Here is an 18958-nt window from a genome sequence, read left to right on the forward strand (position 1 = left end):
TAAGCTTTTAAAATACGTGTTTAAAACCAACATTGAATGTGTTTGAATAAAAATTGTCTTGTGAGAAATATTCTCCTGAAAAATATAAAAAAGTATAATCTCTAAATCTATACATTAATTCTCCATTTATTCTACCAAAGGAACCAAAAAAGCTATCACCAAAATATGCAGGTTCTAACATGGCAGAAAATTTATTGAACAGTTCGTTTTGCTCTGCCTGATATTGATACCTTAATCCTCCTCCGTAATATGCTCTATTTTTTAATGCAAAATAAGGCAATCCTCCTGGTAGGTTTACATTACTTTTACTATAGGCTGTTTCTCCAAAAGGAGAAATTGTCCCTTTTTCGTTTACTTTAAACAACCTGTAATAACGTAACACTGCTGCTATTTGTTGATTTCCATCGCTATATAAATCTCCTTCTGTTGTAAATCTAAATTCGTGTTTTTTATTGTAAAAATACTCAGAATACCAAGTTAATTTAGTGTCATATAAATTTAAGGTATAAGCCACACTAGTTAAAGGAACTTGATGTGTTAGAACTAAGTTGGTAAATTCTTTTTCTCCTTTGTAAGAAACACTTCCTCTAAAATTGTACAACATTTTATTTCCTATGCTACTAATATCTAGTCCTGCTCCTACCTGATAATTCCAATTATCAATTACTTTATCATTAATGTAATCATATTTTAACCCTAAAAAAGTGTGGTGAATGTTTTCTTTATTAAAACGTTTTAATCTACCTAGGTCTTTAACTACATAAATATTAGAGTTTTGTAGTGTTACTTTATGTTTGTGTTCATGCTTGTCTATAACCACACCAGACAATGTGTTTACCAACGCATTCATACTTGTTCTGTCTAAAGAAATACTAGTTTCCCACTCTGCATAATTGTGTTGTCTAAGAATTATAGAAGCTTTTATATTGTTTAACACTTTAGGATAAAACAACTCTTGTTCGTTTGCTAACAAATAACTTTGGACACTGGCTTTTTGCTCCAAAATTTGTTCGTTCAATATTTTTTGTTTTTCTTGTTTTAAATCACCTTCTGGCATATGATTTACGATGTGCCATGCTTCTTTAAATAAATTTTCTTCTAAATAAACATCTGCTACATAGTTTGCTAATTGTGTGTTTTCGGTTGCATATTCCTCCTCTGAGTTTAAATATGCTTCTTCTGCTTTTTCTAACTCATTTAAAGAACTTACCGTGTTGTTTATATATGCATTTTTTCTAAGCAATACAATGTTTGACAGCAATTGTTTTTGTACTGTATTTTGTTGTTGTAAACGCTCTAAGTAAGCTGCTTTAATAGCTTCTTTGTCATTCAATCGGTACATCCAATCAAACTTATCTATTAGCTTTATGCTATCTGTACATTTACTCCAAACCAATGCTTTTTGATAGTTTTCTTTGCTTGCATACAACCAAGAAATATCATGAGAATGATTTATGTATACTTGTTCTTTACAAGCTTCCTTATTTTCTATTTCTTTTAAAGCCTCCTCCGGATTGTTGTATAACAAATCTGAAAAATATCTATCGTAATACAACTCTTTTACAGCCACTGTATCTCCAACGGCAGTGTACCAATTGTATTTGGTGTCTTCATCAATACCATTTGTACACTGTGTACATGCTAGGGCTTTTTGATACATTTCTTTTTCTGAAAAAAACCATGCAAAACTGGTTGCTTCCTCTTGCAACAATGGGTTGCTACAAACTTCTTCTATTTTTAATTCTTTTATAAAATCGTTAGGGTAATAGCTAAGAAGAAAAAACAAATAATTTGCTCTGTTTTGATTAGAAGGTTCTAATTTTTGAATGATTTTATACATTCTTTTAATCTCGTCATAAAATTTTGGTTCATAATTATTTTTTATAAACTCTTTGTAATGCTCTGTATTGTTAGGTTCTAACAACATGTATTTATACAACCATAAATTGTAAACATCACTGCTTGGTAAATCTAAATAGGTTTTTAAGGTTTTAGAATAATCAAAGTTTTCTTTGGTTTCGTATTTGTGACAGTAATCGTATAAAAACTTCCACGTTGCGTTGTTTCTATCTTGCCAAGACATGTATTTTGCATAAATTCTAAAAACTCTATCTTTTATTGTGGGTCTTTGGTTGATGTATTTTTCTAATAAATCCGTAGCTTCTCTTAATCTGTTTTGACTTACAAGATCTTTAATATCTCCGTTTAATAACTCGAACAACTCATACTCAATATCTCTTGTTTTTAGTTGTGTTTTTTGAGAGTTTAAAAGACGAACATTTAAAAGCGCTATAGATGTATCTTGCAAATGGATAGAAAATAAAAATCCGTTTAAATATTTTGTTTTGCTATAAGTTACATTGTTTTTATGTAATGTGTTTTCATATTGTTTGGTAAAACCATTGCTTACAAAAACTCTCCAGTAGGTATTTTTTGTTTGTGGGTTACTAACCAGTGTAATTTCTTTTGGATTGACATTAAATTCTGGACGAATTTTTCTCCATTTCTGTACAATAGGAACTGCATTTTTAACTGTTTTGTAACGTTGCAGCGGATATGTTTGTTTTAAAGGTACTACTACATCGTCTATAAAAATGGGCAACATTCCTTTTTTATCGGGTCTTGATGGTGTGGTTCTCCAACCTAAATTATTTTTATTTCTATACTCAAATTCTCCTCTACTGTCTAAATTACTTTCATTGGGAATTTGATACACATCATCTGGATGTATAAAATGTGTCCAAATACCTGTATACAGATATAAAGAATAGTACGAAAATTTAATGTTATCATCTGGTTCATATCCATCAGATATTCTAGGATAATCGTATAATTTTTGATGGTATGGATCTATACCAAACTCTCTTCCTCCTCCTTCTTCTACCTCCCCTAAATACAAACTACACATATATTTGGTTGATGGCATTCCTTTGACCAAAGCTTGTATTCCAACACTATCTATATAATTGGTTGGCGGAACATAAGATATTGGCAATTTCCCAAAGCTTTCTACCTTCCATTTTTTGGCTACACTTTGCAAAGCCATAGCCATATAATCAGATCTATAATTCCAATCTTCTTTTAATAATGATACATGATTGTAACCGTGCAAACCTAATTCGTGACCATCTTTCATTACTTTTTTAGAAATGGTAGACACAATACTTTTGTTTCCTACCAACAGGGAATCGTTAATTTCTTCCCATTCGTTGTAAGAAAATGGAGGTTCTATGTTTAAACTATAATCGTAAATAGATAGTGCTGTGTATTTTAAATCTAACGAATCGGCAATTTTAGCCATATCGGGCCACCAAATTTGCCTTACAAATTCTGCATTGGTTAAATTAAATTCCGATTTAATGGGTTCTGTTTTACTATTGTATACTGGCGATGGAAAATCATCTAAAAAAATGGTACTTACATTGGCTATAGGATACGGAACTCCTTCCATTGCTTTTAATAAAGGCATTAGCAATAAAGCTCTATCGTTTTTTTCATATTCATACAAACTATTGTATAATATGGTTTTTCCTTTTCCTACATAGTTTTCTATAATTACCGGATAATTTGGATTGTTTACTGCTGTTGCATATACGTTTACATCGCTATTAAAGTTGTTGGCTTTTAATCCTCCATGCACATAATTTTGTTTGTGCGTTATGTTGGTTGTGTGTCCTGGTATTAAAACTTGATTGAATGCAAAACCGCTAGAAGTATAGTCTCTACTATAATCGGCATCTACTTTAATTCCTAGTAAGTAAGACAATCTTTGATCTTTGGTTGCATTAGGAACAAATAGTGTTCCTCCATTTTTAACATATTCTACAATTTTTTTTATAGTGATTTTATGTAATGTATCGGAATCTGTAAGTACTAATAATGATGTTTTTTTATTGATTTCGTTTATATAATCCAACTCTGTTACCTCAATACTATTAAATGGATATTTTGTATAATCACACAATTGTTTCATATTTTCCTCTATAACTAAAGACATACTATCGTTTGAGTTGGTAACACACAAAACCTGATACGCTGATTCTGGAGCAACGTATTCTTTTCTATTTATTTTTTCTTTGTTACAAGAACTAATCATAAAAAAGATGATGAAGATATGTATATACTTAATCATTGTATTGAAACATTAAATCGATTACATTACTAGAGTTTGGAATATTTTCTATTTCATAAACAGATATGTTGTTCTCTCTAAAAAACACATTTACCTTTCTCCCTCTACGTTTTATTATATTAATAATACTATCTATAGCTCTATTTTCCAAACTGCTATCTACGGGTGTTTTTAAATTACTAACACGTGTATCTGATTTCTGTATCCCATAATCATTATACTTAAATACATAAATACTGTTTGGCAAAACATATTCAGGGTGTTTTCTTAATACATCTTTTTTATGAATGTATTTGTGGTATATAGAATCTTGTTGTGAGTAATTGTTAATAAATTCATAGTAATTCATTAAAAAATGATTTTCACTACTCAATCTAAAATGTTCATTATCATTTACCAACATATATGAATAAGGTAAATTGTTCATTAATATTTTATTGTAAGCTTCTAAAACTGTGTTCGCATAATTATTTGGCCTTACAATGGTATTTATTCTATGTTTTTGAAGTTGATAAGCTCCTCCTAAAAAAAGAAGTATACATATAATGCTTACAGGAATACTAGTTCTTAATTTTTTTAAGAATGTAAATCCTAAAATATTACTATAGCACACATACAATGCCGATAAAATGGTTACTGGCATAAACATTCTAACTACAATGGTTAATAAATCTTTATCTATTAAAAAAGTAGTTGTCTTAAACAATAATAGCAACAACAACATAAAGAACTGAAACACTACAACTCTTCTTTTTATTTTACGTTTTTTATAGATTAAAATTAAAAGAACATTAAACAGTAAACCTATGTATAAATACACGTTTATGTATTCTTCCCATTTGTATTTTAAGGTTTCTGGATACGTATAGGTATTTACCGAAATTAAATTGGTTTTTAAGTAGGTAATAAAATAATCAAAATCTGATACAAAAAAGATATAGATTAACCCTATTAGCAAAGCAATACTATAGGAAATAACAAACCTTAGCGTTTGTTTTTTACTTGATTTAAAAAGTAACAAGGAAACAAAAAACATTGGCAATACAATTACATAAATATGTAAGTTTATAAAAAACAATGTTGTAAACATTAACGGCATTCTAGCCCAAAAAAACTTATGATAAACTACAATTTTTTTCTGCTCTATTGCATGAGCCATTAATGGCAATGCAAAACTTAAACTTAAGTAGATGGAATTATGAGCCACAATATAACCCGTATGTATGGGTGCATATATAAAAACTACCACTACAGACAACATAGATAATGTAGCTAAAATATGTGATCTGTTAGTTAACCTAAAGGCAAACCAACTAATAACAACCGATAGAATTGTAATTTCTACAACTCCAAAAGTTTTTAATGCCAACTCTAAACTGAGTCCTGTTAATTTTGCGTATACAGATATAAAAGAATAATCGCCAATTTCACTTAAATTATTAAGAAACCATTCTTGATTGTTAAATAGTTTAATTTTACTTAAATCATCGTTCCATATAAAGGTAGATGTAAACAAATCGGTATCTAAAAAGAAAAACAACACACAACTAACAATTACAATGTTAATTAGAAACATGTATTCTCCTCTTACAATTTTTTCTTTTTTCTTTTCATCTTCTTCGTAGGTTCCTAAATATTTTTTTTCTAAAATATTAACCCAATACAAAAGCACTACATTAGACCTTGCTCCAATAGCAAACAAATCTCTAAACTTTATTCCAAATATGTGGGCTATTATAATGGCAATTATCATTAACAATACAGCAAACAAGTCATAAAAGCCTAATTGTTGTAGTATAAAAATACTTACAAACATTGTAGTTCCATACTTTAACCATTTTTTTACAAAAAAGTTAATTTTATCTAAAGGCAAAGGATATCTAAACACCTTTTTTCCAATAAATAAAAAAAAGAGGATCACTAATAATATTCTTAAAGGGCCAATATATAGCATATATTACTTGTTAGATAAATTAATATCTGTAACTACTACAGATATATGTTTGTTTTTATATTGTTTATATATGGTTGTTTTTATTTTTGGGTCCATTGCATATTCAATAACAAAACCTTTTAAGCAATACTGTTTTACATAACTAACTAAATTTTGTTTTTTTAATACGGCTTCTTGTTTTTCTCTTAATTGATACGATGCTGTATTAAAATCATAATTAGTGTATATAGATTCTATTAAAAGACCTTTTACAGCTTTGTGTGTTTTATCTAATAAAAACAAACCTCCATTCTGAATAAGTTCTTTTTTGGCAAATTTTTCTTTTATACTAAAAATTAGTGTAACTAAATCTGGTTGTAAAGCTCTGTAAGGTCCGTGCACCGATGTATTGTCTAAATTATCTAACAACAAACCATCAAAACCTTTTTCAAAGATATGTTCTATTTCCTGAAGTATAATTTCTTTGGCTTTTGAATTATGAATGTTAATATAATAGCTATCCCAATAGTTGTTTTTTGATAAAATATATGGCTTTAATTCTTTGTATAACTTTACATTGTGTTTGTTCACTTCTGTTAAACTTATGTAGGCATATACTTTTTTATTCTTCTTTTTTAGTGACTTTACATCATCTGCATTGTAAAATGATGATTCTAAAAAAACAGTATCATATCCTTCTATTTTAAAAGTTGGAACATGAGCATAGGATATAAAAAAATTAGGTTTATTATTTCCAAAAACAGACATAAACATCATAAACATTCCTATTATTATATATAATTTATTACAATACCGCATAATAATCTATTCTTGAAAATATTTTGTAATTATAATAAAGGCTTCCTATTAAAAAAAACAACGTTCCTGCAAGCATTCCAATCACACTGTATTCGTAACCTATTAACCTACTACAAAAAGCTCCTACTATAAAATCTACAAGTATGGATAATGCTATAATTTTAACTGCATTTTTTGGCTGATTTAAACGGAACATATACAAGACATTTAACATGGCCCACGACAAACAAAAATAGCCTATACTACCATAAATTAATACATTGTAACTTATCTCTGGAAAACCTTCACCAAAGGCTTTTTTATAGCCCCAATCGTAATGCATAAAACTATATATAAACACAAATGCAATTAAAGAGGTTGCTAAAAACACCAGCACGTTTCTAAAATACAAATAGACAAAAGTTCTTTTAAACACTGGAATGCTATAAAAATCTAATTTTTGCAACACAACTGTTAGTTGTCTAGAAAAAACAAACATACTATATTCCAAAACTCCTGCTACTAAAAAGAAAATAATAATAGACAAATCCATTCCTATTTCGTAATCCTTTTCATAATATACAATGTATGGAATTACAATTCCTCTGTCGGCAGACCAAGCCAATATACGGTCCATAAAAACCAATATGTATAAAAATGTACCATATAAAAAATACAAATTGTTATTGTAAATAATTACTCCATCTCTTATAAATCTTTTAAGTTCATTTTTCTTCTGTTTTTGAACATCTTTAAAAACTAATTTATAAACAATAAGAGATATTATAATAACAATTGAAATTCCTATCCAGTGTGTAAAATACACATGTAAATTTGTATAAAACCTTAAATACAAAGCAATTAAGGTTGCTATGGTAATAGATATTGTTATAGTCCATCTTTTCTCTATAGGATACATAAGAGCTAAGCAGAGTAATAATATTCCTATTAGTAGTGTATACACACTAAAAACTAGCATAACTATGTACGGATATAGATGTAAAAAAAAGTTAAGAATATTTACAAAAAACAATACATATAACATAAACCTTATTGCTTTAGAAAACAAACGATTCATAGCAATATATGCTTTTACTTTTTGCAAAGAACCCCAATAATAAGATCCAACCCTACCAATCATTTGTATAAACCCTCCTGTTAGGACTAAAGCACCTATAACACCTAATACAACTGCTGTACTTTGCAAATCATTAAACCCAACATTTACCCATAGAGCATAACCAAAAACAACAACACAAAAAATTTGTATAAAAACAGGGACTACACTAAATATTCCTTTTATATAAAACCGAATTGCTTCTGTTAACTTATGAATTCCTTTGTATGATTTTATTTGAACATCTGTATTTACAGGATTCATTTCTTCATCAGAATATTCTTCCTTTAACAAGTGTTCATAAATAAAAGTAGACAAGGCTAATAGTGATTCAAATTTATAATCCTCAATAACATCTATTTCTCTAATTCCCATAGATTCTAACACAGCTATAACTGCTCTACCACTAACGGGCATCCCTATGGAGTTTTTAATCTCTAGAATTAAATTGGAAATATTTTCTGGTATTGGATTCAATATTATAAAGATTTATACAGTTCTGAATATTCTTTTTTAACAACGTTAATTGTAAAATTATTGATTACTTTTTCTCTACCTTTCACAGCCATTTCTTTTCGTAAATCATCATTTTTCAACAACAAAATCACCTTTTTGGCTATTGCTTCATAATCTCTTGGTTTGCATATAAAACCATTTTCTCCATCATCAATTGCTTCTTTTACCCCTCCTACGTCTGTAGCTACTACCGGAACTCCACAACTCATAGATTCTATAATGGTATAAGGAAACCCTTCTGATATAGAGGTTAAAATAGAAATATCTCCTTGTACGTATATAGAAGGTGGATCTGTATTTAATCCTGCCAAAATAAAGTTGTCTTCTAAATTTAATTCCTTAATTAAGTTTTCACACTCAATAGTATACTCTGGCACGGCATCTTTATTTCCGTATACTATATATTTTAAATTTGGAATTTCTTTCTTTACCTCTGCACAAGACTTAATCATGGTTAAAATATCTTTTAACTCAAAAATTCTAGCAGCTGCTACTACAATTTTGGTGTTTTTATGTTTTTCTTGCTTAGGTTTAGGTACAAACTTTTGTTCATCTACCCCATTGTAAATAACTCTACATTTTTTAGGATCGGCACCATACATTTGTGACCATTTTAAATTGTATGAGTTTACAGACACTACTACATCGGCAGTTTTATATGCCATACGAGTTATCAATTCTGAAAAATTAACCAAAAAAGATTTTAAAAAATAAGACATTGATGATGTACTTAAATTGATTAACCTTTCTCTCATAAAAACTCCGTGCTCTGTTAATACAATAGGAGTATTATGTTTATGTTTGGCTATAATTACTGGTAAAAAAGGAAACCCTGATATGGTAACATGATTGATATCGGTTTTGTCTAAATCTATGGTAATAGGCAGTAAAAAACGATAAATCCATCTTAGAGAAGTTACAATGTCTGATATTTTAACTTTGTGAATATACGTATCATCTTCAGACACATTTCCAACCACTCCTTTGTAATGATCCCAAACCTCAATACTATGCATACTATCTTTGTAATCATATTTTGTAAAATATTCATACAACTGCACCAACAATTCTAAAAGATAATCTACATCGTCTTCTTTAGAAAAAATTGCTTTAATAAACTGATCAAATAAAGGAATAAATCTCGTTCTAATAATACTTGACTTGGTTCTTTCTTTCTTTAAAACTCTATCAAAATATTTTTCATTATACCTTAACAACTCTATAGGTTCTTCTGCAGTCCACAAAGGTACTTGCTTTACCGACACTACATTTTTAGGCAATTCATATATAGGCAAAGAAACATCTGCCGTAAAAGACAAAATTCTAAAATCTATTTCTGTAATTTCTGAACAAATTGAATGGCACCATGTAGAAACTCCTCCCCCTACAAACGGATAATTACCTTCTCCTATAAGCATTACAGACTTACGCATTCTATATTTTTATTATGTGCTTAGAATTAGTGGACAAATATAGCAATTAGAATTTCCTTAACATCTACTATATACATATAAAATTCCTCTTTTTACAATTCGTATTTTGTTTTCTAAAAAAGTATATTAGCTTTACACAACAAAGACAATCAACATGGCCAACAACAGAACACTTACAATGATTAAACCTGATGCAATTGCTCAGGGAAACACAGGTGCCATTATTCAGAAAATAACCAATTCTGGCTTTAAAATAATTGCATTAAAACTAACCAAACTAACCTCTAAACAAGCTGCCGATTTTTATAGCATACACAAAGACAAAAAATTTTATGATGAACTTATTGAGTTTATGATTAGTGGTCCTATTATAGCGGCTATTTTAGAAAAGAAAAATGCTGTAGATGATTTTAGAGCTTTAATTGGTGCAACTGTTGATCCTGCAGAAGGAACTATTAGAAATTTATTTGCTAGCTCTGTTACTCAAAACGCTATTCACGGTTCAGACAGTGATGAAAATGCTATAATTGAATGTAATTTTCACTTTACAGATGATGAAATTATTTCCTACTAAGCGTTTTTAACTTTTAAAATAAGTATGTATTGTTTATCTACTTTAGCATAAACTCATGATTGCAGTTTTTACATTTATAAACATATCTGTAATAAAGTGGATAAACAAAAAACACAATAGAAATCAATAAAGAAAGTAGTCCTTTAGTACCTTTCATAGACCTAAATCCTGATATTATATCAGCTGAACTACAATTAGGACAAACTAAAATCTTATTATCAATATCTGTAATCGGTTTATTTTCAATTTCGGCAAGTATACGTTCTGCTTCTACCAAGTCTTTTTGCCTTACCTTTAATTTTATTCCACCAAGCGCATTGGTCAAAAATGGATCTATAGTAACCATTTCTTCATCATACACAAAACAATCAATCCCCTGGTTTTCTAAGTAGGTTTTATAAACATGTAATTCTGGAGAATTATCAAAAACTCTAAGCGTACTAAAATTTGAATCCATAGCTTTTTAATTTTAAAAAGTACATAATTTATTTTAAAACAAAAACCCTTTTCTCACAAGCAAAAGAAAAGGGCTTAAGTTTCCAAAAATATAGGAAACCAATCCTATGATAAAATAACTTATTCTAACTCTAATTTAAACACGTTGGCTAATAAATTCATTTTTGTGTTTGGAATGGTAAGGTAAAACGAATCCGATGTATGCTCAAACTTTGTTACCGCTCCAGTTCCCATATGCAATATTCTTTTAATTTTTCCTGGAGGAATGTTTCTATGATACCCTCCAATAGAACGCATTTGAATACGCTTTCCAACTTTAGGCACCCCTAAAAAGAAAATATACATACTTTTTTTGTCTTTAGCTACGGTAAAACGAACATCATTTGCCGTATAATTTACTGATGAAGATTGTCCTGCATTGTGTCCCTCGCCAGTAGAAGCATTTCCAAAACCAAAAACATTATGAGGTCTGGTTCCATAAACAGCTTCTCCATATACTTTCATCCAGTCTCCAATTTCTTTTAGTACATCTCTCTGCTCTTGATTGATAACTCCATCTGCTGTAGGTGATACATTTAATAATACCACTCCATTTTTACTCCAGATATCAATCATGTTACGCACTACTAAATCTGCAGTTTTGTACGGATGCCCTTCTACATACATCCATCTGCTTTTCCCTAAAGTCATATCAGTCATCCAAGGTGTAGGCCAAGAATCTTTACGCCCTCCTTGTTCATAGTCTAATACACTATAATCCAATGGCAAATCTTCTTGCTTATGAGCCAACATCACCTCTTTGTGTTTTTTTATTCCATTGTTAAAATGATGCGCAGCCATTTCATTTCGTTTCTCTTCCGGAATTAAATTCAACCAGGAATCATACCATAAAATATCAGGACTGTATTTATCTACTACCTCATTTACTTGATCTAACCAATATTGATTAAACTCTTCAATAGTTTCAAAATTACCAAACAACTTACGCAGTTTAGGGTCTGTAGTAGCCGTTGGTAAATCTGGATGATATACATAGTGACTGTCATAAGCTGTTTTCCAAGCTTCGGGTTTGTCTCTATTTCGTTGTCCGTTACGTGCGTGATGAAAAGTAGCAATGGTTTTCAACCCTTTTTTCTCTAAAGCTTTAAACATATCACCCAAAATATCACGTTTAGGTCCCATATCTGCTGCATTCCAAGGATTTACATCACTGTCCCACATGGCAAAACCATCATGATGCTGAGCTACAGGACCAGCAAACTTTGCTCCTGTTTGTTTGAACAATTCTGCCCAATCATTTGGATCGAATTGAGAAGCTTTAAACATAGGAATAAAATCTTCATAACCAAACTCGTAAATACTTCCATATGTTTTTTCGTGATGCCTGCGTACACTGTTGTTATCCTTGTACATGTTATGTGGATACCAAGCACTACCAAAAGCTGGAACACTATAAGGTCCCCAGTGGAAATACATTCCCAATTTAGCATCAGCAAACCACTCAGGGGCAGCTCCATGTTGTTGCAAAGACTCGTAAGTTGGTTCATACTTAACAACTTTAGTCTCCTTGTTTCCATCTACCGACTTACAAGCAGCAAGCCCTAATAATAAGACAGGAACTATGTATAATTTCTTAAAACTCATCATTTATATTGTTTGGTTTACTTCTTTTTATTTCTGATTAAATACTCTTAAGGTGGTAGTTGCCACATGCCCTCCTGGATCTGTAAACTGAACGGCTATTTTGTTATTCTTTTGTAAAACGGATGCTTTTACAGGTATTTCTATGACTCCGTAAAATCGTTCTCTATCTGTTTGAGCTTCTCCTGCATAATTCGTAGGTACTTTAACAGCAATTCCATTAATAGTTACTAATGGCTGTAAACTCTTTCCATGATCTCTCCCAATTCCTATTCGTAAAACAGCTTTTGTTTCCCCTTCTAACTTAACATCATCTACATGAAAAATTATTTCCTTGTTGGCTTTAATAGCCTGGTAATATTCTTTGGAATAATATTTTAACTCTTCTTGAGTCTTATTAAGTTTGATTCGTTTTTTAAACGAATATTCCAACACCATAGTTGCTTCTGGCTCCAAACTAATAGCTTGCAAATTATTTTTATAAATCGTTTCTTCTACCCTCCCTTCTCTCTCTATTTCTACTGATTTATAGGGGGAATAATGCTGTTTTACTTTTATCGTTTTAAGAGTATTCCCTTCTATATTTAATAGATTTAAATTGATAAACACCTGCTCTTCTGTCAAGTTATTTAAAACTACATAGGCCTTTTTACCATCTAAAAAAGCTTGAGTTTGTATATCTACCAAGTCAGATTCTATAGCGATTCTCTTCCCTTTCACATCCGACCATAATTGATAAAAATGTACCAAATCGCTATACACCCATTGCGTTCCTGTTTCTCCTTTTTTCTCAAACTGTTGACGAAACAAACGACTTCTATACGGATGTCCTTCCTTAGTTCTTCCCCACTCGCTCTTTAACATAAAAAAAGGAATAGCAGAGACTATAGATTGCGGATGCTCCATAAAAGTCATCATCATGGCATTGGCACTTTTTACATATAAGTAATCTCGCCAAGGAGTCCATTCTAAATCTCTATAACGATGTGCTTGTACAGAATACTCAGAAATTAACATTGGCTTTAACTTGCCAAACTGTAACATGCTATATTGCTCCAACATATCTAAAGAAGCTTTTAAATTACTTCCCTTTCTGTATTTCTTAATATAACTAAGTTTGCCTTTACTATATTTTTGCTTACAAGGAAAATCGTAAAAATGCAAAGACCAAAAGTCCATATCCTCTCCTGTTAAGTCAATAAATTGTTTCCAACGATATTCCCATCGTTTAAAGTCATACAATTCAAAGTCTGGAAAAGCACAAGTAAAACCTCCTACTAAAACATCTGGATTTAACTTTTTAATTTCTTTGGCCACTGTTGAGTGAAACTTAGCCATTTTCTGCACCCCCAACAGTTCCTTTTCAGGAGTCCTTCTATCTTTTATAGGAATGATATCCCACAAAGGCTCATTAATCACCTCTATAAACCTTGGCTTTTTTCTAATACCTGTAGGATAAAACTCTTTTATATAATGTCCCATAAATTGTCCCGAAGCAGTTCCGAAAGGCTCACTTTCTGTATCTGTTCCAGAAAGTGACCAACCTTTACGAGTTTTGTTTCCATCAGGCCAAATAGGATGAAACTGTGAGCCTATCACCATATTATTTAGTCGGTGTTCATAAGAAGCTAAATCATTTTTAACATACGACTTTACCGTATTTTCTGCCAAACGTTTTAAATGATTTACATCTACAAAACCTGGCCTTTTAGGATCTTCTTTTACGCTATTTAAAGCTCCTTTTAAACCTCCGGTCTCTCTCCCTAAATACACATTGTATTCTTCTAAAAAAGCTCTTGAGTTAGACATTACATGATCTCCGGCCCAGTCACTCTCAATACTTGCATGAATGGTAATATACTTCTCACGATCAAAATCCTCTATACCTGCTACTACATGTTTTGTATTTAACTGTACGTTTATCGTTGCTTTTTGTGCAAAGAAAACTCCATTGTATAGCGTAAACACAACTATCAATAGTTTATGATTCAGTAACTTATTTTTCATTTTCTATTTCTTTTGTTGTGATAGCTACTCAATAGTATTTTATTTTAGAAATACTTAGTTTGATTGATCACGAAACTTTGGGAGAACCCTTTTTTAGTAAATGATTATTTTTGCGTTCTTACCTTTTTGTTTTGTTCTTTTATCCTCTCTTTTTGCTTCTTATTCAATCCATGTTTTTGATAATGAAATTCTGGAGAATAATTGTAATAATGGTGCTTCATATCATCATCGTGAATTTCGGTACTTAAATCACAATCAAAACGAGTTAAAATAGAATGTCTCCAGTTTCCTCCTGCATTGATAAAATGAGAAATCCCCCAAGTAATTCCTTTTCCATACTTGGTATCTGTAAACGCATCTGGTACATAAGGTCCAGCCGCAACAGGTAACAATTCGGTAATGGCTGCAATTTCAAAATTCACCCAATCCTTAGCATACTGAATAGTGTTGTGCTCTTGTCCATCTCTTTGCACAATAGCCGCTACACCTTCTTTAAAAGGGAATAAGGTAGTTTCGTGTCCAGAATTGATTACTGGATTTAAAGGGTGTTTTACAAAAGGCCCTAAAGGATCTTCTGCTATTGCCAATCCTTGCATACGCATTTTAGAAGGTTTTAACTCTGGTCTTTTGTCAAAATCTCCTTTGTAGTATAAATATATTTTTCCATCGTGTACCAATGGGTATGGATCGTGTATAGAATATTGATCCCATGAACCTTCTGGCCCGTTTGGAATGACTATTTTACCTGTATGTGTCCATGGTCCATCAGGAGAATCTGCTACAGCTACACTTACAGGACAAAAATCTCCTCTTAAACCACTTGCTTCCATAAAAGCCTGAAAATACAAATAGTATTTTCCTTTCCATTTTAAAATATCTGTGGTAGTAACAGATCTCCAACCTGGTTGTGGTTTTGGCGGACGAGGTACTGCAATTCCTTGCTCTTCCCAAGTAAACCCATCTTCTGATGTTGCGTACCATATATCGGCCAAATCCCAATCTGCAGAAGGTATTACATCTGTAGCTTCTTTGGCACGTGACATTCCCACAGGTTTTACAGGTGTTTTTCTTCCTGTATACCACACATAATATTTACCATTTTCAAAAATTACTTTTGACGGATCTCTACGGGTAATGGTTCCATCTCCTCCATTGTAATCAAAACCTTTTAATTTGGTATATTTAAATTGCGTATACAATTCTGTTTGTTCTGGTCGCAGAGCTTCATAAGCATCGTAATTACGCTCTACTGCTGCACTTAAGGGTCTATTAGGCTTTTCTGAAGGCACTAAAAAAGGAAACTCTTCTGCCATTTCTGTTTTATCAGTAGTTGCTATTTCTTTTTCTTTGCAAGAAAAAAGCATTGCACACACTGCCAAACTCAATACATATTTTTTCATTTGTTTTTGTTTTTATCTTTTATTACTCTAATTTTCAATTTATTAATCATTAACCAAAGAATTTTAAATTGTTAAAATTCAGACTCCCATAATTAAAAATCAAACACTAAGTCTACACAAATCATTTCGTCATCGTTTCCGAAATAATGTACAGGATTCCCTTTGGGTCCCATTTGTATAGGTTCTTTAAATTTGGTTCCAATAGCAGGAATATTTTTCACAAACGAAATATCTCCTTTAGGAAACTTTTTTACAGCTGCTCCTTTTGCAGGATCCATAGGTAATTTTGGAGTTAACATTCTTAAAAAAGTATTGTCCGAATTGCAATACACCATAAAACTGTTGTTGTTGTTTCCTTTTATTTGCACCCAATTTAGGTTGGCATAAAATCCTTTAAACTCAGGATATACAAATCCAGATTCTCCTGTAACCGTGTTGTTATAATCGTTTTCCCAAACCTGAAAACGAGTTCCTTTCATACGGTTTCTCCAAACTCTGTAAGGACCATCTCCCAACCACTTCATTCCTTGAACTTGATTTTCTGGAAACGAAAATGTGATTCCCATATACTCTTTTACCATTTTGATGTTTCTTATTTCTGTATGCAAACCGACCAGACCATTGGCATGAATAGTCCATTCAAAAAAATCTTGTGTGGTTTCTTTGTTTTCTTTCCAGTCCCAATACTTTGGTTTTTCTTTAAACAACGCACGAATAACCACTTTGTTCTTTTGTGAACTGATTCTTACATCTTCTATTTCAGATTTGCTTCCTAATAAAATAGGTCCATTGTGCAACGGAACAATTTGCTCATCTTTTTTTACTTGTTTTAACAAACCTGTAGCTTTAGAAAAAGTATAATGATGACTTTGTGTTTTTACAAAAATTTCTTGATCGGTACTTTTTAGCTCTAACAAACCTTTCTCTTTGTTAGACAAAACACGAAGTGCTTTTTGATTGATATCCATTGGCTTATGCACAGGGTACGACCATGTAAACAATTCCATTCCATGCGGATCTTTGGCTGTTAAGTACAATACATCAGCTTGTCTCCATCCTTCTGGTTTTTCAATTTTTATTTTCCCTTTAGCCAAAGGAGCAATATTGGGAAGCCTTACTGCTTGTTTAGCTAAAATTTCTTGAGCTATTTTGCTATTTGGGGTTTTGAATTTTACCCATTTAGCTTCCATGCTACACTCAGTCAAATTGGTGTAATGATATCTGTTTTCTACATTAAAAACTCCATTAAAATTGTCACGAATAAAACGCTCTTCTATATAAATAGGTGACCAAACTTCTTTAATGGTAAAATAACTTGCTTCTTTTTCACCATAAGGCCCCACAATTCCATCAGGAGCGTGATTTCCATCGGTATCTATAATTCCGTTTTTATCGGTTCGTACAACTCCTTCATCGGCAAAATCCCATAAAAAACCACCCGCACTTAAAGGCATGTTCCACATTTGTTTCCAATAATCATCTAAACTAGCACCATGTCCCCCATCGTACAAACCGTGATTGAACTCTGTTGGAAAATAAATTTTATCGTGCGTAGGGGCATCGTAGGCAAAAATGTGATATTCTGGATAATGCATTGTATTTGTTTTTCCAAAAATCCCCCAAGGATGTATGACTTCTCTTTGTTGAATGTCCCATTTGGCATAATCATCATCTAATTTGGTATTCCAACCAGTTTCATTTCCGTTTGCCCACAACAAAATAGACGGATGGTTGACATCTCTAACCACGGCTTCTTTGATGATTTTTTCTCCTACTTTTTCATCTAAATAAGGAGTGTGCCAAGTACAAACCTCGTTAACTACAAACAAACCAAGAGAGTCACAAGCTTCTAAAAAGTGAACATCCGGTGGATAATGCGACATACGAACTGCATTCATATTCATATCCTTTATCATTTTAATATGTTCTATACTTAGAGCTTTAGAAGTGGTTCTTCCGGATTTTGGATGAAAGGAATGACGATTGACTCCTTTGAATTTTATTTTTTGATTGTTTACATAAATCCCATCACTTTCTCTTACTTCTACGGTTCTAAACCCAATTTTTTGATGAATTTGATGTAAGGTATTTCCTTTTTTATCTAACAACTCAATTTGCAATTGATACATATTGGGTTTTTCTGGATTCCAAGTTTTGATATTTTTAGCAAGTGTAGAAAAAGAAATTTTTCCTTTTTCTCTGCTGATGTCTTCTGTTTTTAAATCTTGAATTTTATTTCCCAAATCATCTTGTAAAACAACTTGTACAGTCGTTGCTTTTCTTGAATCTGTAAAAATATCGGCTTTAATACTTCCATCTGCTTTGGCATCTACAGCTACACGATTGATGTGTTCTTTAGGCAACACTTCCAAATACACAGGGCGATAAATTCCACCAAAAATCCAAAAATCTGTATTTCGTTCTGCTGAATTGATAGATTCATTGGCTGACATTTTATGCACCTTTACTTCTAACTGGTTTTTTACTCCGTATTTTAATAGTTTGGAAATATTGTATTTGAATTCGTAAAAAGCACCTTGGTGAATTTCTCCTGCCAATTTTCCGTTTATTTTTACTTCGGCATCCGTCATTACACCTTCAAAGACAATTTTCACTTCGTTATTTTTCCAGTTTTTATCTACAAAAAACTCGTGCTTATAAATTCCAAACTCATTGTGATATTCTTTTTTTGCTTTGTAATCACGTCCATAATTGTAATTCCCAAACCCTTGTAATTCCCAACAAGAAGGCACTTCAATTTTTGTCCATTTTTTACTTTGCATTCCATCCGAACAATAAAAATCCCAAGCAACCGTGTGGTCTTTTCCTGTTCCAGATAAATATTGTTTATGTGTTGTTTGTCCTTGTACCGTGTAAATAGTCAACAAGACAAAAGCAACAATTCTTACAATTGAATTAAATTTCATTCTTTTGGTTTTGTTTTAAGGTAT

Annotated in this window: 11 protein-coding genes; 1 reads left to right on the forward strand and 10 read right to left on the reverse strand. The window is 31.4% G+C overall.

All coding sequences use genetic code 11. The features are described from left to right. Positions 1–7 precede the first annotated feature (7 nt). The 5 genes from ACY2IJ_RS03470 to pelF form a co-directional block, all read right to left on the reverse strand. Positions 8–4132, reverse strand: a complete 4125-nt coding sequence (locus ACY2IJ_RS03470) for a DUF2194 domain-containing protein (RefSeq protein WP_476725770.1) — start codon at positions 4130–4132, stop codon at positions 8–10. Beyond that, a complete protein-coding gene (locus ACY2IJ_RS03475) occupies positions 4125–6020 on the reverse strand; it encodes a hypothetical protein (RefSeq protein WP_476725771.1) in 1896 nt (631 codons plus the stop codon). Before ACY2IJ_RS03475 ends, ACY2IJ_RS03470 begins: the two co-directional genes overlap by 8 nt. 69 nt (positions 6021–6089) lie before the next feature. Continuing rightward, complete coding sequence (locus ACY2IJ_RS03480; protein WP_476725772.1) at positions 6090–6842, reverse strand: endo alpha-1,4 polygalactosaminidase; 753 nt, start codon at positions 6840–6842, stop codon at positions 6090–6092. Positions 6843–6870: 28 nt separating this feature from the next. Continuing rightward, a complete protein-coding gene (locus tag ACY2IJ_RS03485) occupies positions 6871–8457 on the reverse strand; it encodes a hypothetical protein (RefSeq protein ID WP_476725773.1) in 1587 nt (528 codons plus the stop codon). 2 nt (positions 8458–8459) lie between these two features. After that, entirely contained in the window at positions 8460–9929 is a 1470-nt protein-coding gene (gene pelF, locus ACY2IJ_RS03490) for a GT4 family glycosyltransferase PelF (protein ID WP_476725774.1), read from the reverse strand. A gap of 154 nt (positions 9930–10083) precedes the next feature. On the opposite strand from pelF, the gene ndk reads away from it, so the two are divergent. Then, on the forward strand, positions 10084–10503 hold the full coding sequence (gene ndk, locus ACY2IJ_RS03495; RefSeq protein WP_476725775.1) for a nucleoside-diphosphate kinase: 420 nt from the start codon (positions 10084–10086) through the stop codon (positions 10501–10503). Positions 10504–10540: 37 nt separating this feature from the next. On the opposite strand, the gene ACY2IJ_RS03500 is transcribed toward ndk, so the two are convergent. From ACY2IJ_RS03500 to ACY2IJ_RS03520, 5 genes are all read right to left on the reverse strand, one after another. Next, positions 10541–10960 carry a putative signal transducing protein gene (locus ACY2IJ_RS03500; protein ID WP_476725776.1) on the reverse strand — a complete coding sequence of 140 codons (420 nt, stop codon included), beginning with the start codon at positions 10958–10960 and terminating at the stop codon, positions 10541–10543. A gap of 119 nt (positions 10961–11079) precedes the next feature. Continuing rightward, positions 11080–12603 (reverse strand): alpha-L-fucosidase, encoded by a 1524-nt coding sequence (locus ACY2IJ_RS03505; protein WP_476725777.1) that lies wholly within the window; start codon positions 12601–12603, stop codon positions 11080–11082. A 27-nt stretch (positions 12604–12630) separates the two neighbouring features. Next, positions 12631–14607 carry a hypothetical protein gene (locus ACY2IJ_RS03510; RefSeq protein ID WP_476725778.1) on the reverse strand — a complete coding sequence of 659 codons (1977 nt, stop codon included), beginning with the start codon at positions 14605–14607 and terminating at the stop codon, positions 12631–12633. 104 nt (positions 14608–14711) lie between these two features. Continuing rightward, positions 14712–16007 carry a glycoside hydrolase family 117 protein gene (locus tag ACY2IJ_RS03515; protein WP_476725779.1) on the reverse strand — a complete coding sequence of 432 codons (1296 nt, stop codon included), beginning with the start codon at positions 16005–16007 and terminating at the stop codon, positions 14712–14714. Between the two features lie 92 nt (positions 16008–16099). Continuing rightward, entirely contained in the window at positions 16100–18934 is a 2835-nt protein-coding gene (locus ACY2IJ_RS03520) for a glycoside hydrolase family 2 protein (RefSeq protein ID WP_476725780.1), read from the reverse strand. Positions 18935–18958 lie beyond the last annotated feature (24 nt).

The sequence above is a fragment of the Wenyingzhuangia gracilariae genome, from assembly GCF_056387575.1.